At 68.6% G+C, this 21,589-nt stretch carries 20 protein-coding genes; 9 read left to right on the forward strand and 11 right to left on the reverse strand.

The window, feature by feature from the left end:
• Positions 1-53: 53 nt before the first annotated feature.
• From ABD116_RS41625 to ABD116_RS41645, 5 genes are read right to left on the reverse strand one after another with little or no spacing between them, the layout of a single operon-like run.
• On the reverse strand, positions 54-266 hold the full coding sequence (locus ABD116_RS41625; RefSeq protein ID WP_343984263.1) for a ferredoxin: 213 nt from the start codon (positions 264-266) through the stop codon (positions 54-56).
• The gene (locus ABD116_RS41630) at positions 263-1,474 is read right to left on the reverse strand and encodes an NADH-ubiquinone oxidoreductase-F iron-sulfur binding region domain-containing protein (protein ID WP_343984265.1); all 1,212 of its coding nucleotides are present in this window, start codon (positions 1,472-1,474) and stop codon (positions 263-265) included. Before ABD116_RS41630 ends, ABD116_RS41625 begins: the two co-directional genes overlap by 4 nt.
• A complete protein-coding gene (locus ABD116_RS41635) occupies positions 1,471-2,019 on the reverse strand; it encodes a ferric reductase-like transmembrane domain-containing protein (protein ID WP_343984267.1) in 549 nt (182 codons plus the stop codon). The genes ABD116_RS41630 and ABD116_RS41635 overlap by 4 nt, the downstream gene beginning before the upstream one ends.
• Complete coding sequence (locus ABD116_RS41640) at positions 2,019-2,927, reverse strand: FAD:protein FMN transferase (RefSeq protein ID WP_343984269.1); 909 nt, start codon at positions 2,925-2,927, stop codon at positions 2,019-2,021. The genes ABD116_RS41635 and ABD116_RS41640 overlap by 1 nt, the downstream gene beginning before the upstream one ends.
• A complete protein-coding gene (locus ABD116_RS41645) occupies positions 2,924-3,244 on the reverse strand; it encodes a hypothetical protein (protein WP_343984271.1) in 321 nt (106 codons plus the stop codon). The genes ABD116_RS41640 and ABD116_RS41645 overlap by 4 nt, the downstream gene beginning before the upstream one ends.
• A 283-nt stretch (positions 3,245-3,527) precedes the next feature.
• On the opposite strand from ABD116_RS41645, the gene ABD116_RS41650 reads away from it, so the two are divergent.
• On the forward strand, positions 3,528-4,433 hold the full coding sequence (locus ABD116_RS41650) for a hypothetical protein (RefSeq protein WP_343984273.1): 906 nt from the start codon (positions 3,528-3,530) through the stop codon (positions 4,431-4,433).
• A gap of 17 nt (positions 4,434-4,450) precedes the next feature.
• Here the strand turns inward: ABD116_RS41650 and ABD116_RS41655 are convergent, their stop codons facing one another.
• Complete coding sequence (locus ABD116_RS41655; protein WP_343984275.1) at positions 4,451-4,951, reverse strand: MarR family winged helix-turn-helix transcriptional regulator; 501 nt, start codon at positions 4,949-4,951, stop codon at positions 4,451-4,453.
• 88 nt (positions 4,952-5,039) lie between these two features.
• On the opposite strand from ABD116_RS41655, the gene ABD116_RS41660 reads away from it, so the two are divergent.
• Entirely contained in the window at positions 5,040-6,020 is a 981-nt protein-coding gene (locus ABD116_RS41660; RefSeq protein ID WP_343984277.1) for an NmrA/HSCARG family protein, read from the forward strand.
• Positions 6,021-6,068: 48 nt separating this feature from the next.
• On the opposite strand, the gene ABD116_RS41665 is transcribed toward ABD116_RS41660, so the two are convergent.
• The gene (locus tag ABD116_RS41665; RefSeq protein WP_343984279.1) at positions 6,069-6,509 is read right to left on the reverse strand and encodes a PPOX class F420-dependent oxidoreductase; all 441 of its coding nucleotides are present in this window, start codon (positions 6,507-6,509) and stop codon (positions 6,069-6,071) included.
• Positions 6,510-6,592: 83 nt separating this feature from the next.
• Here ABD116_RS41665 and ABD116_RS41670 point away from each other — a divergent pair, with 83 nt between their 5' ends.
• From ABD116_RS41670 to ABD116_RS41680, 3 genes are all read left to right on the forward strand, one after another.
• Positions 6,593-7,588, forward strand: a complete 996-nt coding sequence (locus ABD116_RS41670) for an RNA polymerase subunit sigma-70 (protein WP_343984281.1) — start codon at positions 6,593-6,595, stop codon at positions 7,586-7,588.
• A gap of 136 nt (positions 7,589-7,724) precedes the next feature.
• Positions 7,725-8,381: a DUF1345 domain-containing protein gene (locus ABD116_RS41675; protein WP_343984283.1), complete on the forward strand. Its 657-nt coding sequence runs from the start codon at positions 7,725-7,727 to the stop codon at positions 8,379-8,381.
• A 100-nt stretch (positions 8,382-8,481) separates the two neighbouring features.
• Positions 8,482-9,165, forward strand: coding sequence for an HNH endonuclease family protein (locus tag ABD116_RS41680; protein WP_343984285.1), 684 nt, complete (start codon positions 8,482-8,484; stop codon positions 9,163-9,165).
• A 1-nt stretch (position 9,166) separates the two neighbouring features.
• Here ABD116_RS41680 and ABD116_RS41685 read toward each other — a convergent pair whose 3' ends face one another.
• Positions 9,167-9,583 carry a MarR family winged helix-turn-helix transcriptional regulator gene (locus tag ABD116_RS41685; RefSeq protein ID WP_343984287.1) on the reverse strand — a complete coding sequence of 139 codons (417 nt, stop codon included), beginning with the start codon at positions 9,581-9,583 and terminating at the stop codon, positions 9,167-9,169.
• Between the two features lie 56 nt (positions 9,584-9,639).
• On the opposite strand from ABD116_RS41685, the gene ABD116_RS41690 reads away from it, so the two are divergent.
• Positions 9,640-10,230, forward strand: a complete 591-nt coding sequence (locus ABD116_RS41690; protein ID WP_343984290.1) for a DUF6790 family protein — start codon at positions 9,640-9,642, stop codon at positions 10,228-10,230.
• Here ABD116_RS41690 and ABD116_RS41695 read toward each other — a convergent pair.
• The 3 genes from ABD116_RS41695 to ABD116_RS41705 form a co-directional block, all read right to left on the reverse strand.
• Positions 10,120-11,448 (reverse strand): HAMP domain-containing sensor histidine kinase, encoded by a 1,329-nt coding sequence (locus tag ABD116_RS41695; RefSeq protein ID WP_343984292.1) that lies wholly within the window; start codon positions 11,446-11,448, stop codon positions 10,120-10,122. The genes ABD116_RS41690 and ABD116_RS41695 overlap by 111 nt on opposite strands.
• 2 nt (positions 11,449-11,450) lie before the next feature.
• The gene (locus tag ABD116_RS41700) at positions 11,451-12,140 is read right to left on the reverse strand and encodes a response regulator transcription factor (RefSeq protein ID WP_343984294.1); all 690 of its coding nucleotides are present in this window, start codon (positions 12,138-12,140) and stop codon (positions 11,451-11,453) included.
• 159 nt (positions 12,141-12,299) lie between these two features.
• A complete protein-coding gene (locus tag ABD116_RS41705; RefSeq protein ID WP_343984296.1) occupies positions 12,300-12,941 on the reverse strand; it encodes a hypothetical protein in 642 nt (213 codons plus the stop codon).
• A gap of 64 nt (positions 12,942-13,005) precedes the next feature.
• On the opposite strand from ABD116_RS41705, the gene ABD116_RS41710 reads away from it, so the two are divergent.
• Genes ABD116_RS41710 through ABD116_RS41720 form a run of 3 tightly spaced genes read left to right on the forward strand, consistent with a single transcriptional unit; the run spans position 13,006 to position 20,954 of the window.
• Positions 13,006-14,199, forward strand: coding sequence for an amidohydrolase family protein (locus tag ABD116_RS41710; protein ID WP_343984298.1), 1,194 nt, complete (start codon positions 13,006-13,008; stop codon positions 14,197-14,199).
• Positions 14,200-14,208: 9 nt separating this feature from the next.
• On the forward strand, positions 14,209-15,393 hold the full coding sequence (locus ABD116_RS41715; RefSeq protein WP_343984300.1) for a M48 family metalloprotease: 1,185 nt from the start codon (positions 14,209-14,211) through the stop codon (positions 15,391-15,393).
• The gene (locus tag ABD116_RS41720) at positions 15,390-20,954 is read left to right on the forward strand and encodes an AAA domain-containing protein (protein WP_343984302.1); all 5,565 of its coding nucleotides are present in this window, start codon (positions 15,390-15,392) and stop codon (positions 20,952-20,954) included. Before ABD116_RS41715 ends, ABD116_RS41720 begins: the two co-directional genes overlap by 4 nt.
• Positions 20,955-21,589: the final 635 nt, after the last annotated feature.

Raw genomic sequence — 21,589 nt, forward strand, 5'->3', positions numbered from 1 at the left:
GATTAGTCCACTTCTGTCACTGGTGTGATGTCGGGACGGTCCTTGCCGATGCCTTACGAATCACGTTTAACAGTCCTCGTCAGCCGCAGCGCCAAGGCGGGGCAGGCCAGTACTGCGCGGCGCGCGTTCGCCTGTTCACCACGGGTTATCTCGCGGTCGCGGATGACCGGGAAACCCCACTCGTCGAGCCAGACGTCGTCGGGCAGGAGGGTGCCGCAGAGTCCGTGACCGTCACAGCGGGTCCAGTCGATCTCGAGCTTTTTCACCAGGTACCTCCGGGGACCGGCAGCACACCCAGGACCGGGCGACCGCAGCCGCCGGCCAGGTGCTGCCGGATGTCGTCGTCGAAGGCCTCAAGGGCCGAAGCGAGGAAGCGGGCCGAGCCGTCAGGGTGAGCACAGGCTCCACGACCCGGTACCAGCCCCAGGTGCCGTTGGGCGTCGTGCCAGCCGGCCGGGTCTCCGTTGCCGAGGCGGCCGAAGTCGTCGACCAGGGCGGCCAGTCCGAAGACGCAGGGGCCGCATTGGCCGGCTGACTGGCTCGCTAGCCATTGGGCGACCCGGTGGACCTCGCCTAGCGGACAGGTGTCTGTACCGAGCGCCAGGACGATGCCTGCGCCGCCGGTCGTCTCGGGGCGACTCAGGTCGGTTGGTAGCCATTTGCCGTGGTAGCCGCCGACTAGTACGGGGCCTGGGGAGGCGCCGGCGAAGCGTAGTACGGCCTCTAGTGGCGTCCCGGTGGGAGTCTCGACGACTCCTGGTCGCTCTACTGCGCCGTCGATGGTCAGGAGCTGAGTGCCGGGCTCACTGATCAGCCCGGTGCTGCTGAACTCATGGGCACCGAGCCGGGCCAGTACAGCGAGCTGGGCGAAGGTCTCGACATTGGAGAGGAAGGTCGGACGCCGGTGGTAGCCCTTCCTGGTCGGCAGTACCTTCCGCCCAGGCGGAACCGGTGCGCCTCCCTCCAACACGCTCAACACCGCCCGGGCCTCGCCAGCGACGAAGCGACCGGGCGTATCGGCCACCTGGACCTCTACCCCGTCCTGCCGCTCTAGTAGCGCAGCCCTCACCGAGGCCGCCGCTGCGGGGTCGTGCACAGCTACTAGAACCAGCGGCGCCTTCAGTGCGCGCGCCAGACCGGTAGCGCCGTCTAGTACGAGATGCGGTGCCATGGTGAGGAGCAGACGGTCCTTGCGACTGACCGGCTCGCTCTCAGAGCCGTTGACGACCACTGCCTCGATCCCTCGGGCTGGGAGGTCAGCCAGCTTCAGAGCGACGGGGAAGGCCGCTCCGCCCCGGCCCCTGAGTCCCACAGCTGTCGCTAGCTCGGTGTAGGCCTCCCTGCTGAGCTCCGGGAGTGGGCCATGCGCCTGCTGGTGCCGTTGAAGGTCTGCGCGACCGGTGGTCAGCCCGGCGAGCAGGCGGGGCTGCCCGATGGCTCGCAGGGACGTAGAGGTCTCTTGCAGGATCGTCATGAGGTCCTCACCAGCCGAACGGTCGTCCTGCTCCGGAGGCGTACGGCGACGGATGCGCCGACGGCTGCCAAGCAGGTGAGAGTGATAGCGAGCATCCACGGCGTACTGCGGTCAGTGCCCGCCAGCAGGCTGTGGCCGACGGCGAGGAGCCAGCCGACCGAGGCCGCGATGTGGATCGAGCGCCAGCGCTTGGTGAAGGCTTCGGATCGCGCAAGCCGACCTCTGGCGGCACCGACGAGCGCTGCAAGCACTAGCGCATAGAAGGCGAGCACTCCGACCACCATCGCAAATGGCCGATAGCCAGAGCCGAAGGGCCACACGAGGACGGACACAGTGATGTCCACGAAGCTGTCGGCGATCACTGCCACCACGTGCGCGAGCAGGAGCAGCAGGCCGGTCACAGCGGCTGACCGATGGACGTACTGCAGCCAGAACCGCCGCTCCGGCAGTTTGCTCCCCGAGCCCAGTGCGCCGAGGGACGCGGCCAGGGTGAAGAAGATCAGGGCCATCACACCGGCGGCGCGGGCCAGGTACCACAACGTCATCAGGCGGCCCTGCTAGCGGAGGGCCAGCCCGATAGCTCGGTGACCTCACCATCGCCGGCTATGAGTCGCGCCGGGTGTCCGGCGAGGGTCAGGCGACCTAGCGCTGCCTCGCCGGTGGCGATGAGGGCAGTGCTGAAGGTGTTGGCCCGTACGGCGGTCGGCGCCCAGACCGAGGCTGTGCGCCAGCGTCCGTCGGCGGGGCGGCCGGTGCGGGGGTCGATGATGTGGTGGGCATGGTCTGTCGGGGTCTGCCAGGCTCTCGCAGTACGGGTGGAAGTGGTCAGACCGCCATGGGCGAGGGTTACCGCGACGCCTTCTTCGCCTTCGCGTTCTGCTACTCGGATTACCCAGGGCTCGGCCGGCGTACCGGCTGCACGGAGGTCTCCGCCGATCTCGACCAGTACTGCGCAGCCGTGGCGCTTGCTGAGTACCAGGGCTGCCCGGTCTGCGGTCCAGGCCTTCGCTGTGGCGCCGAGGTCAAGGGAGACGCCCTCGGGGACGCCGACCATGGCGATCTTGCGGTTCAACCTGACCTGCTGCCAGCCAGCGGCCGGTACTGGGCGTCCTGCCGGCTTCGGGAGGCGAGTGCGGACGGTCTCGATGTCACTGTCGTAGCCAGCGGCCACCACTGCGGCCCCAATGGTCGGGTCGACGGCACCGCCGCTGTTGGAGGCCGCGACGAGGCTTACGTCGACCAGGTCGACCAGTAGGCGCGAGACGGGGACCATGGAGCCGGCGCGGGTGTTGACCGCAGACAGCTCGGAGTCCGGTCTGAATCGGCTGGCCGCTTTGTCCACCCGATCCATCAGCGCCTTGAGGGCACCGCTGGCCGCACCGAGTACTACGGGATCGTCAACGGTCAGGCGGACGGTGCAGCTCCACGCCTGCCAGGTACGCGAGGCGGTCATGAGCCGTGGCTCCCGCCTTGCGCAGGAGCGTTCTGCTGAGCCGACCCGAGACCGCTGCCGTCGCTCGTGCTCCCGTTGTCGCTCGTGCTGCCGTTGTCGTCGCTCGTGCTGCCGTTGTCGTCGCTCGTGCTGCCGGTGCCGGAGTTGTCTCCGGTCGTGGCCGCCTGGCCGGTGGCGTCGTGCTGGCGCACGCTGATGATGCCGACAGCCAGTCCGGTGCCGGTGATACCGAGGAGGACCGTGGCGATCGAGGCCGCTGCCGACCTGCGCAGCCAGCGGGCGCGTTCTGGGTGGGGATCGAGCCGTGAAGTGACCATGCCCCGAGCTTCGCCGGGCGGGCCTCAGGCGCACGCCAAGGGAACCTCAAGCCGGAGTCAAGTTCTCCTGAGATGTCCCTGAGAGCAGCTCTCAGCCAGCGTCACCGTCAGGCTTGCCGTCAACTGTCGGAGGCGAGGCGTTTCCAGAGCCGGCCGCCTCCGTGGTTGGGGACCATCGCCCCTTTCGAGACTCCCCCGCCCGATGGACGGTTGGCCGTAGGTCGCGCCTGGGGCAAGACGTCCTCCGGTCGGTCCATCGAAAGATCAGAGGAGGCGTTCAGAGATGACGAGCAGGTTCAGAGCTATCGGGCTGATCGCAGCGGCAACTCTCGCGATCGGCGGGCTACCCACCGCAACCACAGCAGCGCCGCAGGCCACAACCTCGGCCTGCTCGGTGAAACTCGGGTCGGTGACGACTGGAGGCGACCACCGGATGCAGGTCATGGCGGCGACGTCGCCACCCACCCGGACGCTCGAAAGCCTGATGGCACGCGACCTGTACCCCGACGGGCAGGCCCGGCTCAGCGGCCCGATGAACAGCCGGGCCGATGTCGCAGGTCACGACGTCAGCGGCTTTGTCGTTGCGGGGAGTGCCATGTATTCGCACTACTACGTGGCAGACGAACCCAGTGGCGAGGTTCGGCGCTCCGAGCTCGTTCGCGTTGGCGGAGGCTGGAACACCTTTACCGCCATCGACGAGTCGTACATCTCCGGCCGGGTGACAACCTACGGACTGCGCGCCGACGGCGTACTGTTCCGCTGGACCGTGCAGTACAGAGATCTCTGGGAGCACAAGACCTCCTACCCCGGATTCGCGGCGGTGAAGTCGATGGCCCTGATCAGCCAGACGGCGACCTATGACACTTTCCTGGCCAACACCCGCGGCGGAGCGCTCTACACGATCCACATCCCGACCACGTCACCGATGAAGCCCGTCGTGAAGCTCGTCCGCCGCACCACCTGGCAGGTCTTCGAATCGCTGGTTGCGGAGTGGTGCGGACCGTACGGCACCCTCGTGATCGGCATCGACAAGAACGGCCGAGCCGGGTATCTGTACGCCGTCGGCCACGCCAACGGCACAGCCACAGTCATCCAGAGCCGCGGCAGAGTCCCGGTGGCTCTCAACGACCCGATCTACTTCCACTGGACCAACGACGTCGACGTCGTGCGACCACCCTTCGGCGAGTAAGCGCGCAGTGCAAGCTCTCAGCCGCAGCCGCGGACCTCTGGCGGACAGTCGGTCCGCTGGTGCTTGTCGACCGCGTCGATCACGTCGTCGGCGGCCTCGCCGAGTGCGAGCATCCGCTCCTTGCCGAGCACGTCGACGAAGAACTCGCGGACCCGGCCGGCATGCCCAGGCGCGCAGGCCTTGATCGCGGCCAGCCCCTCGTCGGTCAGCACGATCTCCGGGTAGCGGGCCTCACAGGCCTCCTTGCGGATCAGCCCGCGCTTCTCCATCCGGGTCAGGTGATGTGACATCCGGCTCTTCTCCCACTGGGTCGCCTCGCCCAGCTCGTACGCCCGCATCCGGCCGGTCTCGGACTCGGACAGGTTGACCAGGATCTCGAAGTCGGACTCGGACAGGCCGAACTCCCGCTGCAGGTGCCGGGCCAGGTGGGTCTCCAGCGTCCGGCGCATCTGCAGATAGCTGCGCCAGGCCTTCTGCTCGTCGTCGTCGAGCCACGGTGCGTTCGTCACGAGCACCATCCTACCCGACTGGGTTGACACATCAACCTAGCGCGCTATGCTCGAAGCAGGTTGACACATCAACCCACATCTTCGAGGGAGATTTTCGATGACAGACAAGAAGCTCATCGCCGTGGTCGGGGCTACCGGTTCGCAGGGCGGCGGGCTCGTCCAGGCGATCCTGGCCGACGCCGAGCAGCGGTTCGCAGTACGGGCTCTGACCCGGGACGCGCAGTCGGCGAAGTCGCAGGCGCTGGTTGCCGCGGGCGCCGAGGTGGTCGAGGCCGACCTCGACGACGAGGCGAGCCTGCGGAAGGCGTTCGACGGCGCGCACGGCGCCTTCGTCGTGACGAACTACTGGGTCGAGCGGACGCCGGCCGAGGAGGCCGCCCGGACTCGCGCCGAGATGGAGCTCGAGCAGGCCGACAACGCGGCGCGGGCCGCCAAGGACGCCGGGGTCGAGCACGTGATCTGGTCGACGCTGGAAGACACCCGCGACCACTTCGGCGAGACCGACCGGGTCCCGAGCCTCGACGACGGCAAGTACAAGGTCCCCCACTTCGACGCCAAGGGCGAGGCCAACGACCTCTTCACCAAGTACGGCGTACCCACGACCTTCCTGCAGACCACCTTCTACTTCGAGGCGATCAAGCAGGGCATGGGCCCGGTCCGAGGCGAAGACGGCAAGCTCGTCCTCACTCTCCCGATGGCCGACCAGCCCCTCTCCGGCATCGCCGCCGAGGACATCGGCAAGACCGCCCTCGGCATCTTCAAGCGCGGCCCCGAGTTCATCGGCAAGACCGTCAGCATCGCCGGCGACCACCTCACCGGCACCGAGTACGCCGCCGCCCTCAGCACCGTCCTCGGCGAGCCGGTCGAGTACCAGCCCCACACCTGGGACGACTTCCGAGGCTTCGCCTTCCCGATGGCCGTAGAAATGGCCAACATGTTCCAGTACTACGCCGAGGACTCGGCCCGCTTCACCGGCGACCGCGACCTCGACCTCGTCCGCGAACTCAACCCCGACCTCCAGTCCTTCGAAACCTGGCTCAAGCTGCACGCCGACGAGGTCAAGTCGACCGTCAGCTGACCGCCAGACGCATGACCGTCTGCGGAAGCCGATCCGCGCGACGATCGGTCAGGGAGCGTAGGTGCGGTGGGGGCGCAGGCGGACGGTGACACGTTCGGCGCCTGGCTCGGGGGGTGGGGTGGCACCGTTCATGTAGTGGGCATACATCGTGTGATGGAAGCTGCCGTCCGGGTCGTCGGTCAGCTCGACGACACCGGAGACGGTTGCGTAGGTGACCTCCCCATCGGCGGACGGCAGGCTGTGGAGGAGGAGCGCCACGCGGGGGTCGCGCTGCATGTTGCGCGTCTTGCGGCGGCCCTTGAGAGTGCTGAACAAGATGTCGTCGCCGTCGGCCAGTACGAAGATCACCGAGGACTGGGGCGAGCCGTCCGGGTTGGTGGTCGACAGGATCGACAGATGCGGCCCGGCGAGAATCCGGAACGCTGTCTGCCGCGCTGCCTCGCGCGGGCGGCCGGTGCGGTAGGGGTCGATGAATGCGTCAGTCGTCATACCCATATCGACCCGGGTGACGGTGGAAAAGAATCGGTGGACAGCCCGATTCTTTTCCACCGGACGGCGAGTCAGTATGTTGCGTGACCACGTCTGACCCGAAGACCGACTCGTTCGAAGCGGCGACCGCGCCGTACCGGACGGAACTGTTCGCCCACTGCTACCGGATGACCGGCTCGGTCGGCGATGCGGAAGATCTCGTCCAGGAGAGTTATCTCCGGGCCTGGAAGGCGTTCGGTACCTTCGAACACCGCTCCTCGGTGCGGACCTGGTTGTACCGGATCGCCACCAACGTGTGCTTGACGGCAGTGCACCGGAACCGCCGCAGGCCGGTCCCGTCCGGACTCGGCCCGCCGGCGAGCGATCCCCACGTGCCAGGCGTGCCGACCGGCCCCGAGGTGAGCTGGCTCGAGCCGATACCGGACCGGCTGGTCGTCGACGAACGGTCCGATCCCGCCGACGTGGTGGTCGCCCGCCATCGAGTCCGGCTCGCCCTCGTCGCAGCCCTTCAACTGCTGCCACCGCGCCAGCGGGCAGCCGTGATCCTCTGCGAAGCGCTGGACCTGCCGGCCGCCGGAGCCGCCGAACTGCTCGACATCTCGGTGCCCGCAGTCAAGAGTCTGCTGCAGCGCGGCCGCGCCCGGCTGGCCGAGGCCGCGCTCAGCGACGTCGAGGTGGCCGAGCCGACCGACGCCGGGGCTCGCGACGTACTCGACCGCTACATCGCCGCGTTCGAGCAGTCCGATCCGGTCGCCATCGGGCGCCTCCTCGCCGACGAGACCGTCCTCGAGATGACCGGGACCAGCACCTGGTACTCCGGAAAGGCGACATGCGAGCCGTTCATCGTCGCGCAGGCCATCGGCCGCACCGGCGATTGGGCGATGATCCCCGTCGAGGTCAACGGGCAACTCGGCGTCGCGGCGTACCACCGCGACACCGATCGCCTCTACACCGCCTTCGCCATCGTCGTCCTGGCCACCAGCCGGTCGCACCTGACCCGGATCACCCTCTTCAGCGATCCCTCTCTCTTCGACCACTTCGGCCTCCCACACCGGACCTCCAGGGATGCCGCGCGCTGATCGCGGCGATTCATTCTTGTGTTCGTCGCGGAGCGGTCACGGCCTCACGCAGAGGTCACCGCACTCGCGATGAGGCTCGGCGAGCCCACAGGCCGATAGCCGCTGATCAGGTCGCAGCGCGGGCTACGATCCGCGGGTGGCCAGAGTGCGGGTGGACGGGGCTGTCCGAGTGCTGCTCGCAGCGGCGGGTGTGGTGCTGCTGCTGGTTCTGTGGGTTGTTTCGGTACCTGACAAGGTGACCGTGCTGACGCTGGTCGGCTGGGACGCGCTCGCACTCGTCTTCGTGGGTCGGCAGGTCCGGACGATGCGGCGTGGCCGGACCACGACCGGCGAGCCGTCCGACTGGCTGCTGCCGGCGCGGTGGATGCGGCTGCGGTTCGGCGCGGTCGTACTGGCCAGTGCCGCCGGGTTGTCGAGCGGGCTGCTGATCGTGAGCGTCGACGCGATCGAGGCCGAACTCGAGGACAGCTTCGCCAGCCTGTCGGCGATCAGGGCGCTGGCCGCGATCGCCGTCGTACTGGCCTGGCTGATCCTGCACAGCGGCTACTCGATGCACTACGCCAACCTGTACTTCGAGCGCGGCGGCGGCATCCGCTTCCCCGGCACCGAGACCCCGAACTTCCTCGACTTCGCGTACTTCGCCTTCACCATCGGCGCGACCTTCGCCACCTCCGACGTCGAGATCGCCGACCGCCGCGTCCGGCACGCCGTCCTGTGGCACTCCGTCCTGGCCTTCTTCTACAACGCCGCCGTGATCGGCATCGCCATCGGCGCCTTCACCGGCAAGAGCTGACGATGTTCTTCCACCGGACCGACGACAGCGACTTCATTCGGCCGCTTCTCCGGCGAGTAGCCGTGCTGGTCGGCGTCAGTGGTGATACAACCCGTCGGTGATGTCTGCCCGCCCTGCCGTCCTGCTCGCCCTCCTTCTCCTCACCGCGTGCACCTCGATCGAACAAGAACCAGCCCCAGCCGGTACTTCGGAAAGCTCGATCCGCTCAGAACTCGCCCTGGTCAAAGTCGTCACCACCCGGCCCAAGGTGAAGGGCTACGAACGCGCCTGTGGCAAATCCGGCGCCTGCTCCTTCGGTCAGGCGTGGTCCGACAACCACTCCGGCCCCGGCGGCCACGACGGCTGCGACACCCGCAACAACGTCCTCGCCAAGCAACTCACCGACGTCACCTACAAGGCCGGCCCGAAGCACTGCGTGGTGATGTCCGGCCAACTGCTCGATCCGTACACCGGCCGCCTGATCACCTTCCGCAAAGCAGCCGCCAGCAAGGTCCAGATCGACCACATCTACCCACTCGCCCGCGCCTGGGACCTCGGCGCCTCGACCTGGCCGGCCCAGCGCCGGATCGACTTCGCCAACGACCTGACCGACAACCTCCTAGCCGTCGACGGCGCCACCAACGCCAGCAAGTCCGACCAGGGCCCCGGCGAATGGCTCCCGCTCAACAAGTCGTTCCGCTGCACTTACGTCGCCCGCTACCTCCGCGTCGCGGCGAAGTACAAACTCCCCATCACCCGCGACGACCAAGCAGCCGCCAGAACCCTCGCGCCGACCTGCAGCTGACTCAGTCTTTGAGGAGCTTGGCCAGTTGAGCGGTGTCGGCCAGGTAGCGGTCGTAGGGGAAGTCGGCTTGGAGTAGATAGGTGCGGAGCTGGTCGTAGAGGGGTTTGCCGCCGTCATGGAAGGCCTTGCGACCGGCTTCGGTGATGGTGACGAGGCGGCGGCGGCCGTGGTCGGGGTCCTGGGTGACCTGTACTAGACCTGCCGCCTCCAGCGGACCAAGGGCCCGACTGACGGCTGGGTCGGAGACCAGTAGCGCCTGCGCGAGTCGATGCTGGGTTGCCGGCTGGATGTCCTCCAGCGTGCCGAGCAGGCGGAGCTGGCTGTAGGTCAGGTCGCCGGGGCCGTCACCGCGTTGCCGCGCGGCCTCTCCGAGCAGGAACACCACACGATGCAGCAGGTCAGCCAGTCCGTCATCCACAGGAGCAGCATACCTGAATCTTGCGTAGTTAATATTAACCATGCAACACTCGATCCATGAGCACACTTTCCTATCTCTTACAGACCTCCGTTCCCCTGCTCTGGCTGGTCATCGCGGTCGTGGGCGCGACGATCCGCACTCGCCACAGCCCCTCCCGGGAGGCGAAGCTGGCGACCTGGCAGCGCTGGTGGGCGACCGCCGCGCTCGGTTGCGGCAGCCTGTGGATGACGATCTCGTTCCTCACGATCCCCGACGTGATGGCGACCGCGATCGGCTTCAACCGCTCGCCGTTCCTGTTCGAGATCGCCTTCGCCAATCTCGGCCTCGCGGCGATGGCCTTCCGGGCCGCCTCACCGAAAGCCTCGGCCAGGGAGCGCATCACCGTCGGTCTCGGTGCCGGCATGTTCCTCTGGGGCGCAGTGATCGGCCACCTGTACCAATGGTTCGCCAATGGCGACCACGCCGCCGGCAACACCGGCGGCGTCCTCATCTACGACCTACTGATCCCCGCGGTCATGATCGGCCTCGCGGTAGCTTCAAGGCGACGCGAGGGTCAGGTGGACGGAGGAGCCGCTCGGGAGGTTCGGGTGGATGGTCAGCCGGCCACCAGCGGCCTCGGCACAGCGGCGGGCTATGTCAAGGCCTAGCCCTGTCGAGCCCCGGTCGCTACGGCCCCGCTCCCCTGCTCCTAGTGGGATGCCGGGGCCTTCATCCGCGACGACGATCAGTACGCCGGTAGTACCGCCCACTGGTTGCCTGGTGAGGATGATGCGCGCCGGAGTGCCGTCAGGCGTGTGGGCGACGACGTTCTCCACCAGTGCGTCGAGTGCCGCGGACAGGTCGTCCGCTGAGGCTCGGACCATGGCAGGCGGCTGCACTAGGTCTAGTACCAGGTCTCGGCCTTGGTCCTCGAACAGTGGAGCCCAGAAGGCGGCCCGGGCGCGGGTGACCTCGACAGCGTCGCAATGCGGGACCCGGCCCTCGCGCTGAGGGCGACGGGCGGCGCTGATGACAGCGGTGAGGGTGCGCTCGAGGCTGTTGACCTGAGTGTTGAGTTCCTCGGCCCGCTCGCGGTCAGGGAGCGCCTCGACTTGCAGGCGGAGTGCGGTGAGTGGGGTGCGGAGGCGGTGCGAGAGGTCGGCGACGGCTTCGCGTTCGACGGCGATGACTTCGTCGATGCGGTCGGCGAGACCGTTGAGGGCGGCGCCGACCTTGGCCACCTCGGCCGGGCCGGTGGTGGGCGCCCGGGCATCGACGTCACCTCGGGCTAGGCGTTCCGCAGTACGGGCTGTTTCTTCCAGGGGGCGGGCCATCCGGCGGGAGACGAGTTCGGCGCCGATGACGCTCAGGAGGAGTACCAGCAGGCTTCCGCCGAGCAGTATCGCGAGGCGGGTCGGCAGGCCGTGGTACAGCTCCTCGGCGGTCAGGTAGATGCAGATGGAGGCCGGGCCGGTCTTGGTGTCGACGCTGATGTCTGTCGCCTTGCCGTCGCCGATGGCGCGGAAGGACGCGGTCGAGAGCTTCGGTGGGCCGTGGTCGTCGTCATCGCCGTCGTCGTCGCCGGGGATCGGCTTGGGGTCCGCGACGCCGCCAGGTGGCGGGTCGCCGAGCGTGGTGCCGTTGGGAAGGCGGACGGAGATACGGCCGGCATTGTTCTTCTTGACCTCGTCGATGTAGGCCTGGATGTCGGCGGAGGTGCGGTCCTTGTCGCCGACGTAGTACGCGACGTTCTCGGCCTGGTAGCGGGCAGCTTTGAGCGACTCGTCGGCGGCGGCGTTGCGCAGCAGCAGGGTGAGCGGGATGGCGAAGGCGAGCACGACGAGGGTCGTCATACCGACCGAGAGCAGGAGGATCCGGCGGCGCATCGTCAGCCCGCTTCCGGGGATGCGAGTTTGACGCCGACGCCGCGGACGCTGTGCAGGAAACGCGGTTCGGCGGCCGTCTCACCGAGCTTGCGGCGCAGCCAGGAGAGGTGGACGTCGACCGTGCGGTCGCCGCCACCCCACGGCAGGCCCCAGACCTCGGCCAGCAACTCGCGCTTCGTGACGACCGTCCCAGCCCGGCGCGACAGGGCGAGCAGGAGGTCGAACTCCTTGCGGGTCAGGTCGACGAGCTGGCCGTCGACGGTCACCTCGCGGCTGCGCGGATCGATGGAGAGCGCGCCGAGGTTGAGCGTCGACTCCTCCTGCTGATCGGGGCCGCCCCGGCGTAGTACCGCCCGGATCCGCGCGTCGATCTGGGCGGAGCTGAACGGCTTGATCACGTAGTCGTCGGCGCCCGCGTCGAGCAGCCGCACCACGCTCGCGTCGTCGTCCCGGGCCGTCGCGACGATCACCGGTACGTCGCTGACCGCGCGAACCATCGCGAGCACGTCCCGCCCGTCGAGATCCGGCAGCCCGAGGTCGAGCAGCATCACGTCAGGCTTGTCCCGGGCGACGGCCGCGACCCCTTCGGCCCCGCTGGCGAGCGCCGTGACAGCGTGCCCGGCCGCCGTGAGCGACTTGCCCAGCGACGTCCGGATCGCATCGTCGTCCTCGACCAGCAAAACCCTCGCCATGAGATCGAGAGTAGTTGCCCCGCACCCACCACCTCCCACATCTCAGGGGTTAACCCCCGAACTGATGGGTTGCCCGGTCGGATTCTGGCTGGGCAACCCACCGACTCAGGGGTTAACCCCTGAGATGTGGGAGGTGGTGGGTGGCGGCGGTCTGGGGCCTCAGCTGTCGGCTGGCGGGAGTGCTGGCCGGAGTGGCGCACGGAGGCCGGTACTGCGAAGTTCCAGGTCGGCGAGTCGGGTGATGACGGCGGTGTCGCCCTCGCGCCAGGCGGTGACCGGGTCGTCGGAGATCTTCGCCAGCTTGTGCATCGGCTGGTTGGCCATCGCCCGGAGCGCGAACAGGTCGAGGTCGGCCGCGTTGTCGATGAACTTGCGCGCCGCCGTCGCGCGTCGGCTGAACCTGATCCGCCGAGGCAGCCAGATCAGCAACGCGAACAGCACCGGCAACCCGATCGTCACGCCGGCCAACAGATAGGCCAGCTGCTCCACCGCATGCGCCTGGTCCCGCCCCGCCTCGGCCAGCCTGGACGCCGCATTCGCCGCTCCGTCGATCGGCGCGCGCAACTCGTCGCCGACCGCCGGCACCTTGCCCACCGGCTCGGAGAACCTGTGCAGGTCGGCCGCCAGCCCGTCGCCGGCCTCGGCCGTCTTGCGACCGGGGTAGCCGAGCGCGTTGGTGATCTTGAAAACGGTCAGCCCGAGCGCGGTACAGAACGCGATCCAGCCCAGCAACATCAGATCCCCGAAAGCCTGCCCGAACCGCTGCACACCCACATCGGAGTAGAGCTTCACGCCGGTCATCTCCTCGATCGGTTACTCCACCAATGCCCATGTCAGCGCGGGCTGACACTAGTACTGTCTTGTCGTGATCGCGATCGCGGCGGACGGTGTGTTCGACGGAGAGGTCTACTCCGGCGGCGGGGCGGTCGTGGTCGTCGAGGCCGGCCGGATCGTCAGCGTCGGACCAGCCGGTACTACGCCCGCCGGGTGCGAGGTGACCCGCTTCGACGGCTGCACCATCTTGCCGGGGCTGATCGACACCCACGTACACCTCTGCTGCGACGGCAAGCCGGGCGCCCTGGACCGCATCCCCGACTTCACCGCGCCCGAACTGGACGCCGTCATCGAATCCTCACTGAGGACTCAACTGGCCGCCGGCGTCACCACCGTGCGGGACCTGGGCGACCGCGACTGGGCTGTCCTCGACTGGCGCGCCCGTCATCCAGACGCTCTGTTACCGACCATCCTCGCCAGCGGCCCACCGATCACGATCCCCAACGGCCACTGCTGGAACATGGGCGGCGCCGTCACCGGCGACGACGCGTTGCGTGCTGCCGTAGCCGAACGGGCCGCCCGCGGAGCCGACGTCGTCAAGATCATGGCCAGCGGCGGCATCAACACCCCCGGCACCGACCCGGCTGCCGCTCAGTTCACCGCCGCCGAACTCCTTGTGGTGGTTGAGGAATCCCACGCGGTCGGCCTGCCCGTGACCGCCCACGCCCACTCCCTCGACGCCATCCGCTTCGCCCTCTCCGCAGGCGTCGACAGCATCGAGCACTGCTCTTTCATCACCGCATCCGGCCTAGGCGTCGACGAGTCCGTCGTCGAGGAGCTGGTTGCAACCGGTACGCCGGTATGCCCCACGCTGGGCATCGTCCCCGGCATGACCCCACCACCCGCAGTGCTGGAGCATCTACGGCGTACGGGCTCCGACCTCAGCACGCGCAACGCCCTGTTCGCCCGGCTCCACCATTACGGCGTACGGATCATCTCCGGCTCCGACGGCGGTATCACTCCGGCCAAGGCGCACGGCATCCTCCCCGAATCCCTCATCGCCCTGACCGACGGCGGCCTCTCCCCCACAGCCGCCCTGACCACCGCCACCCGCCACGCCGCCACCGCCCTCAACCTCCCCACCAAAGGCCGCCTCACCCCCGGCTCAGACGCCGACCTCTTGGTTGTCCGCGGCAACCCCACCACCGACATCACCACCCTGCGTTCACCCGAGGCGCTGTTCGTCCGCGGTCGGCGTGAACTTTCTGTCTGTGGGGGTCGTTAAGGTGACGTTGTGGTTGAGAAGTCGCTTGGAGTGCTGGGTTATCACCGGGCCGTCCTGTCGCAGGTACGCCGGGTGGATGAGCGTGCCTGGGCGGCTTTGCGGGACGGGGACGCGCGGGACGACGGGCTGAGCGACGTACTGCTGCGGAACACGTATCGGCTCGAGGCGGAGAGTCACCCTGAGTTGCATGCGGCGGGGCGTCGGGCGGCGGAGGCGCTTGGGCTCGGGGTGGAGATCGAGTTCTTTCAGGCGCAAGGAGCCGGACAGCCCAATGCGTCGCTGCTGCACCAAGGCGATCGGGCGGTGATCCTGTTCGAGGGGCCGTTGCTCGAGCGGTTGGATGCCGACGAATTGACGGCGGTGTGCGGGCACGAGCTGGCGCACCGGGTGCTGTGGACGGTGGAGGACGGCGCGTATCTCGCGGTCGACCGGCTGCTCGACGCGGCGGCTGCCGACGCACGGACGCCGGCGCAGTACTTGGAGACCCATCGCCGTTGGGTGATGGCATGCGAACTGTTCGCCGACCGCGGCGCCCTCGTCGCCTGCGGAGACCTCGGTACTACGGTCCGCGCGCTGCTGAAAGTCCAAACCGGACTGGGCTCCGTTGACCCAACCGCCTACCTCCGCCAAGCCAACGAGCTGGACCTGAGCACCGGCAGTCGCGGGACCAGCCACCCCGAAGGCGTCGCCCGCGCCTGGGCACTCCAGAACTGGCTGGCCGACGAAGACGTCGAGGTGCTGCTGACCGGCCCGCTCGACGTCGACTCGCCGGATCTGCTCGACGCCGCGTTGCTGCGCGAGCTGAGCATGGACTTCGCGGCCCACATCGCCCACGCGGAGGGGCTGCGTTCGGACACGGTCGCCACCTACGCGGCCGGGTTCGCGGATCCGCCCGGGCCTCTCGGCGTACCGGGTGGTGCGGTGCCGCGCTTCGACGAGCCGCTCGCGATCCGGCCGGTGGACGGTGCGCCGATCCCGCGGCCGCGCGCGTTGACGGGTGCGACCCGGCAGTACCTCTGCTATCTGCTGCTCGATCTCGCGACGGCCGATCCCGAGCTGGGTGATGACGGGCTCATCGCGTCGCTGCGGGTGGCACGGCGCGCCGGGCTTTCGGAGTACGACGATCTGGCCGACGACGAGCTCGGCTGGAGCGACAAGCGCCGCGCCGAGCTGACCCGGGCGGTGACACCATGACGACCCCTGCCGCTGGCCGCCACGCCATGACGGACCTCGTCGCGCTGGCCGTCTCGCAGGGCGGGCTCGGCAATGACGCGCTGCTGGCCGCCGTACTACCGCTGTTCCACGCCACCGCGGAGGTGCACGAGCGCGGCCTGGTCGCGCCGCTGCGTGGTCTCGATCGCATCACCGTCGACGACCGGACCAGACTCGGTTTCGCACCGGAGGATGCGTCGCGCCCGTTGATCCAGGCCGCCGAGATCGCTGCCAGGGAAGGGCATCGGGCCTCGGCAGTCGAGGTTGTCGCGCACCGTGAGACCTCGGTCGATCTGGGCGAGAGCGGCGGCCGACCGGTTCTGCAGGTGACCGATCCCGTGCCCGAGGCGATCACCGCGCCGGTGCTCGTGCCGGGCTGGCAGAGCTGGGAGCACGTCCTCGGCCATCACGACCCGCTCACCGACATCTTCAGTCTCGGCCAGCTCCTGATCGGCCTCGGCTGTGGACTCGACCTGTCCCGCACCGAGGACGTCGCCCGGCTGATCGATGCCCGAGGCAACTTTTACACGCTGACCGGCTCGCTGCATCCGGTGATCGTCTCGGTGGCGTCGCAGATGGCCGAGCCCGACCGTCATCGCCGCGCCCAGGACCTGCGCTCGCTGATCGAGCAACTGGAGAACTACCGCGACCAGCCGCTCGACTTCGACGTCGACGCGATCACCCGCGACACAGCCGATCGGCGCGAGGCAGTCCTGAAGGCCTTGCGGGACAGGCTTTTCGACCTCTCCCGGCGTAACCGGCTGGTGCAATTCCGGCACACGGCCCAGACGATCAACCTCACCGAGGTCTCCGTCCCGCTGATGCTCGACGTGCGCAACATCCGCGCCGAGCAACTCTTCACCTGGAACGCCGACCTCGCCGCGCAACTCGTCGACGGCAAGGCCAAACCGCTCGGCAAGTGGATCCGGTACGACGAAGCGCCGTACGCCGCCTCCGCCCTGGACAAGCTGATCTCGACGGCCCGGCGCGACCGCGCGGAGTACGGGCAGGACCAGCTGCGACTCGTGCCGGCGTTCCTGCGCTGGCACGATCTCAAGAACGACCCGGCGACGCGGCTGACCTCGCCGCTGGTGCTCGTCAAGGTGGAGCTCGCGAAGAAGCGGGGCGTGCGCGATTCGTACACGCTGCGGATCACCGACCCGGTCGCCGAGATCAACCCGACGTTGCGTCATCATCTGCACCAGCTGTACGGGATCAACCTCCCGGCCAGGGTGGATCTGAGTGAGCCGGACGCTCTCGAAGTACTGCACGAGAAGTTGCGCGCCGAATTGCAGGCATCGGAGCCGGGGCTGCAACTGCACTTGCGGGCCAAGCCGCGGATCGACCTTGTGCGGCAGCGCGCGATGGTGAAGCTGCGGAACTACCGGCGGCGCCAGCACGGGAACACGGCGAACGAGTTCGGCGGACGGCACTACTCCTACTCGTATCGTCGGCCCGACTATCAGCCGCTCGGGGTGCAGATCTTCCGCAATCAGCTTGCCGTGCAGGAGTTGCCGCTGAGTGTCGTGTTCGGCGAACCGCGCCGGCCGGGTGCGATCGAGACCGACAGCTACACGCTGGAGACCGGCGACGACGGCAGCCCGTACTCGTGGGACGTCGATCTGTGCGCGGTCGCGCTGGCGAACTTCAACTACCGCACGCTCGGGCTCGTGCGCGACTACGACGAACTGCTCGAGACCGGACGGTCGTGCCCTTCGTTCGACCAACTGTTCTCGGATCGGCCGCGGCCGTTGGCGAGCGACCCGCCTGAGCTTCCGACCTCGGCGCGTCATCTGGTCGTGCCGGCCGACGGCTCACAGGTGGCCGCGGTCGCGCGGGCGCAACGCGGCGAAAGCTTCGTCATCCAAGGGCCGCCTGGGACAGGCAAGTCGCAGACGATCACCAACATGATCGCCGACTTCGTGGCGCGCGGTCAGCGGGTCCTCTTCGTCTGCCAGAAACGCGCCGCGCTCGACGTCGTCCACGCGCGCCTGGTCAGCCGCCGCCTGGACGGCTTGTGCACGCTCATCCACGACTCCCAAGCCGACAAGAAGGCCTTCGTCCACGGCTTGCGCGACACCTACGAGGCGTGGCTCGCAGGCTCCGACGACCTCGAAGACCTGACCGTACGCCGGGACGCACTGGTGGCTCGGGTGGACCGGCTGCTCGCAACCGTCGGCGATTTCGAAACGCTCCTCGCGGGCGGATCCCCTTCCCTGCGTACCGTTGTCAACACCCTGGCCGAGTTGCGCTCATTCCCCTGGGGTTCATCCCTGGAGCCCTCACAGCGCAAGCTGATCCCTTCCCCGGCCGACTGGTGGGCCTCCCGCGAGGTCGTAGGCGACCTGTCCTCCGGCCTGGCCGCAGCAGACCCCTCCAGCCACGGTGTACTGTCCCGAAGCCCCCTAAGCCTCATCGCCCCCTCCGTCTGGTCTGCCCCCGGCGCCGACACAGAGATCCCCGCCACCGCCGCCGAAGCCCGTACTGCGTGGTCCGCCGTCTCTGCTGCCCTGGATTCCACCGGCCTGACACCGCCCGCCGACGGCTGGTCCTCCGTCGACCTCGCCGTCCTACGCCGTCTAGCCGAACTCGGCACGGTGATGGTCCCCCTGGCCGAACGCGACAAGTCCGAAGCCCTGGCCCCTCACTCCCGCACAGCCCGCGAACTACGAGCCGCGGCCACCGACCACGAGACTCTCCTGGCCGCCGAAAAGACCGCCTGGCAAGAAGCATCCGCTTGGACCGACCCCCTCCCACCAGCCGACGCCCGCTCCGCCCTAACAGTTGCCAAGAGCAAAGAAAATACCCTCCTGGCCTTCCTCTCCTCCGACTGGCGCCGGATCAAGTCCCTCGTCCACACCCGGACAGACACCACCACCCGCGCCGTCCGCCCCACCATCACCGAACTCCTCACCACCCTGATCACCGCCCAGGACACCACCACCGCAGTAACCACCAGCACCCAAACCGCCCTCCAAACCTGGGGCACCCCCAACCCCACCGCCCTAGCTCAATCCCTCCACCACCTAACCCAAGACGAAGCCCTAACCCCGTGGCTACCTACCCTCTCCACAGACACCGACCAGGCTGTTGGAGTTGCAGCGAGGGTTGCTCGGGTTGGGGAGCTGTTGGAGGAGGCTGAGGCGGTTACTGGGCGGCTGCTGGTTGAGGACTACGACCAGCGGACCTTGGCTGGTGTGCAAGGGATTGTTGGGGTGCTGGCGTCATCGGCTGTGGTGCCGGTGATTCAGCGGTTGGTTGGGGTGATGCGGCGGTTCGGGGACGTGCCGGTGGCGGTGCAGGACGCAGTACGGGGGTTGGAGGCGAACCCGGAGCAGCTGGAGTATGCGGTTTGCGCGTTGGAGTGGGAGCGGGCCCGGTCAGGGGCGCCGTTGCTGGGTGAGGTGACTTCGGCGCGGCTCGACTCGATCGTCGGGGAGTTGAGTCTGGTGTACGACGAGCTGACGACGGTCAACGCCGAGGTGGTGGTGGCCGGCGTACGGCGGCGGTTCTTGAGCGAGCTGGCGCATTCCGAGGCGAGCGTGACCGGGATGTCGACCGAGGAACGGGCGCGTAAGAAGGCATTCAGCGCGGGGCGGCGCGAGCTGGAGCACGAGTTCGGCAAGGTGATGCGCTACAAGTCGATCCGCGATCTCGCGTCGGGCGACCCCGGCCAGGTCGTCTCGCGGTTGCGCCCGGTCTGGTTGATGAGCCCGTCGTCGGTCTCGGACACCCTCCCGCTCGACACCTCCTTCGACGTGGTGATCTACGACGAAGCCAGCCAGATCCCCATCGAGGAAGCGATTCCGGCCCTACACCGGGCACCTCAGGTCATCGTCGTCGGCGACCAGATGCAGCTACCGCCGACCCAGTACTTCCGCGTCGCCACCCCGGCCGCCGACCCCGACGACGAGGCCGAACACGTCGGCGTCGCACTGTCCGACGACAGCTTCCTGGCGATCAGCGCGCTTCGCCTCGCATCCACCATGCTCACCTGGCACTACCGCAGTCGCTCCGAGGCACTGATCTCCTTCAGCAACGCCGCCTTCTACCAAGGCCGCCTAGCCACCATCCCCGACCGCCTCCCCGCCCACCCGGCCCCACCCTGGACCGTCCGAGCCGGCGACGAGTCGCCTGCGTCGCACGCCCGACCCGCCGATGACTCACCCACCGGCGGCCCACTCGCGAGCACGCCGTCGCAGGTAGCGGAGGTTGTGGACGGGATGCTTGCGGGCAGCATCACCGCAGTACGGGTTGCCGATGGCATCTATGTGCGGCGTACCAACCCAGCTGAGGCGAGGTGGATCGCCGGGCTGGTGCGGGAGATCCTGGCGCGCGATACCGGCAAGAGCCTTGGCATCGTGGCGTTCTCGGAGGCGCAGCAGGGTGAGATCGAGCGGGCGCTGGACGAGTTGGCCGATGCGGATCCGGAGTTCGGCGCGCGGTACGAGGCCGAGCAGGTGCGGACGCGCGACGAGCAGGACGCCGGGCTGTTCGTGAAGAACCTGGAGAACGTCCAGGGCGACGAACGCGACATCGTCATCATGAGCGTCTGCTACGCCGCCGGCCCCGACGGCCGGATGCTGATGAACTTCGGCCCGATCAACACCTCCGGCGGCGAGAAACGCCTCAACGTCATCTTCAGCCGCGCCCGCCAGCACATGGTCATCGTCAGCAGCATCGACCCCGAAGCCATCACCAACACCTACAACGACGGCGCCAACACCCTGCGCCGCTTCCTCACCTACGCCAACGCCGTCTCCCAAGCCAACCCCGAAGCCACCCAAGCCTCCCTGGCCCCGTACGCCGTATCGCGCAAACCCACCAGACCCCGCCCCGCCCAGCCACCGACCGCCCCCGCACACCCCACCGTCCCCCGCCCCGGCGCTAGCGGAACCGGCGTCGGCAACACCGCCCCTGGCGGTACCGGCCCTGGCGGAACCAGCCTCGGCAACACCGGCCCTGGCGGAACCGGCGCCGGCGCCGGCGGGACCGGCGCTGGCGGTACCGGCGTCGGCAGCACCGCCCCTGGCGGGACCGGCCCTGGCGGTGCCGGCCCTGGCGGTGCCGGCCCTGGCGGTGCCGGCCCTGGCGGGACCGGCGCTGGCGGTACCGGCGTCGGCAACACCGCCCCTGGCGGGACCGGCGCTGGCTTTGACGGTGCTGTGGCTGGTGGTGACGGCAGGGTGGGGTGGCCTGCGGAAGGTAACGGGTCTGCGCTGCATTCGACAGTTGTCGAGCAGTTGGCTGAGCGGTTGCGGGGGGAAGGGGTTGTGGTGGAGACCGAGGTTGGGGAGTCGGTGTTCCGGTGTGATCTGGCGTTGCGCCGACCCGAAGACGAGGGCCACCGCCTGGCGGTCCTGGTCGACACCCCCGAGCGGATCGCCGCCGACACACTCCTCGAACGCCTCACCACCCACCCCCGAGCCCTCACCACCGGCGGCTGGCGAACTCACCACGTCCTCACCGGCGACTGGACCACCAACCCAGACGCAGTACTGGCCCGCCTACTCGACACCCTCAACCGCCCCACCGACAACTAGCCGCCGCCACCCCCAACGCAACCACAATCCGCCCACCGCCCCACCCGACCAGCCCACCTCCCCGGCTCCACACCAGCCACTCCACCAGCCCACCTCCCCCAAATCCACGACAACCACTCCACCACTGCGCCTCCCCCTATCCACACCAACCACAGCGCCTCGCCCATATCCACACCAACCACTGCGCCTTCCGCGGATCCACACCAACCACTCCGCCAGTGCGCCTCGCCTGGGTCGGCGTGGGTTCTGCTCTGGTTCACCCGCGTCCAACGCTGGTTGGCTTGTGTGGGCTCCGGTCGGCCAGGTCGCTCTTGATCGGGGAGCCGGTGTAGGTGTCCACCGCCTGCCCGGACTACTGCTCGGCGATCTTCCGCGCGCCCGGAAGCGAGCGTCGGCCGCGTAGTTGCCGGCATTGGGGTGAATCCTGCTCCCGATCCGGGCTATCTACCTCCCCGATCGGGCCGGTGCCGGGTTTTGATGCCGATAGCGCGCAGTATCCCGCCAGCGGCACCAAAGCCTGCCAGCCGCGGGGGCGGGGCGGGACCGGGGCGGACCGGGGCGGGGCCGGAGCGGGGCCGGAGCGGGGCCGGAGCGGGGCCGGGCCGGAGCGGGGCCGGGCCGGAGCCGGAGCGGGG

This window comes from Kribbella koreensis, assembly GCF_039525325.1.
Lineage (GTDB): Bacteria > Actinomycetota > Actinomycetes > Propionibacteriales > Kribbellaceae > Kribbella > Kribbella koreensis.

Excerpts from the sequence above, each read along its gene's own strand:
- ABD116_RS41720 (WP_343984302.1), top strand. The coding sequence starts at position 15,390 with ATGACGACCCCTGCCGCTGGCCGCCACGCCATGACGGACCTCGTCGCG.
- ABD116_RS41660 (WP_343984277.1), top strand. The coding sequence starts at position 5,040 with ATGACAGACAAGAAGCTCATCGCCGTGGTCGGGGCTACCGGTTCGCAG.
- ABD116_RS41700 (WP_343984294.1), bottom strand. The coding sequence starts at position 12,140 with ATGGCGAGGGTTTTGCTGGTCGAGGACGACGATGCGATCCGGACGTCG.
- ABD116_RS41680 (WP_343984285.1), top strand. The coding sequence starts at position 8,482 with ATGTCTGCCCGCCCTGCCGTCCTGCTCGCCCTCCTTCTCCTCACCGCG.
- ABD116_RS41650 (WP_343984273.1), top strand. The coding sequence starts at position 3,528 with ATGACGAGCAGGTTCAGAGCTATCGGGCTGATCGCAGCGGCAACTCTC.
- ABD116_RS41690 (WP_343984290.1), top strand. The coding sequence starts at position 9,640 with ATGAGCACACTTTCCTATCTCTTACAGACCTCCGTTCCCCTGCTCTGG.
- ABD116_RS41635 (WP_343984267.1), bottom strand. The coding sequence starts at position 2,019 with ATGACGTTGTGGTACCTGGCCCGCGCCGCCGGTGTGATGGCCCTGATC.
- ABD116_RS41655 (WP_343984275.1), bottom strand. The coding sequence starts at position 4,951 with ATGGTGCTCGTGACGAACGCACCGTGGCTCGACGACGACGAGCAGAAG.
- ABD116_RS41665 (WP_343984279.1), bottom strand. The coding sequence starts at position 6,509 with ATGACGACTGACGCATTCATCGACCCCTACCGCACCGGCCGCCCGCGC.
- ABD116_RS41630 (WP_343984265.1), bottom strand. The coding sequence starts at position 1,474 with ATGACGATCCTGCAAGAGACCTCTACGTCCCTGCGAGCCATCGGGCAG.
- ABD116_RS41645 (WP_343984271.1), bottom strand. The coding sequence starts at position 3,244 with ATGGTCACTTCACGGCTCGATCCCCACCCAGAACGCGCCCGCTGGCTG.
- ABD116_RS41640 (WP_343984269.1), bottom strand. The coding sequence starts at position 2,927 with ATGACCGCCTCGCGTACCTGGCAGGCGTGGAGCTGCACCGTCCGCCTG.
- ABD116_RS41695 (WP_343984292.1), bottom strand. The coding sequence starts at position 11,448 with ATGCGCCGCCGGATCCTCCTGCTCTCGGTCGGTATGACGACCCTCGTC.
- ABD116_RS41705 (WP_343984296.1), bottom strand. The coding sequence starts at position 12,941 with ATGACCGGCGTGAAGCTCTACTCCGATGTGGGTGTGCAGCGGTTCGGG.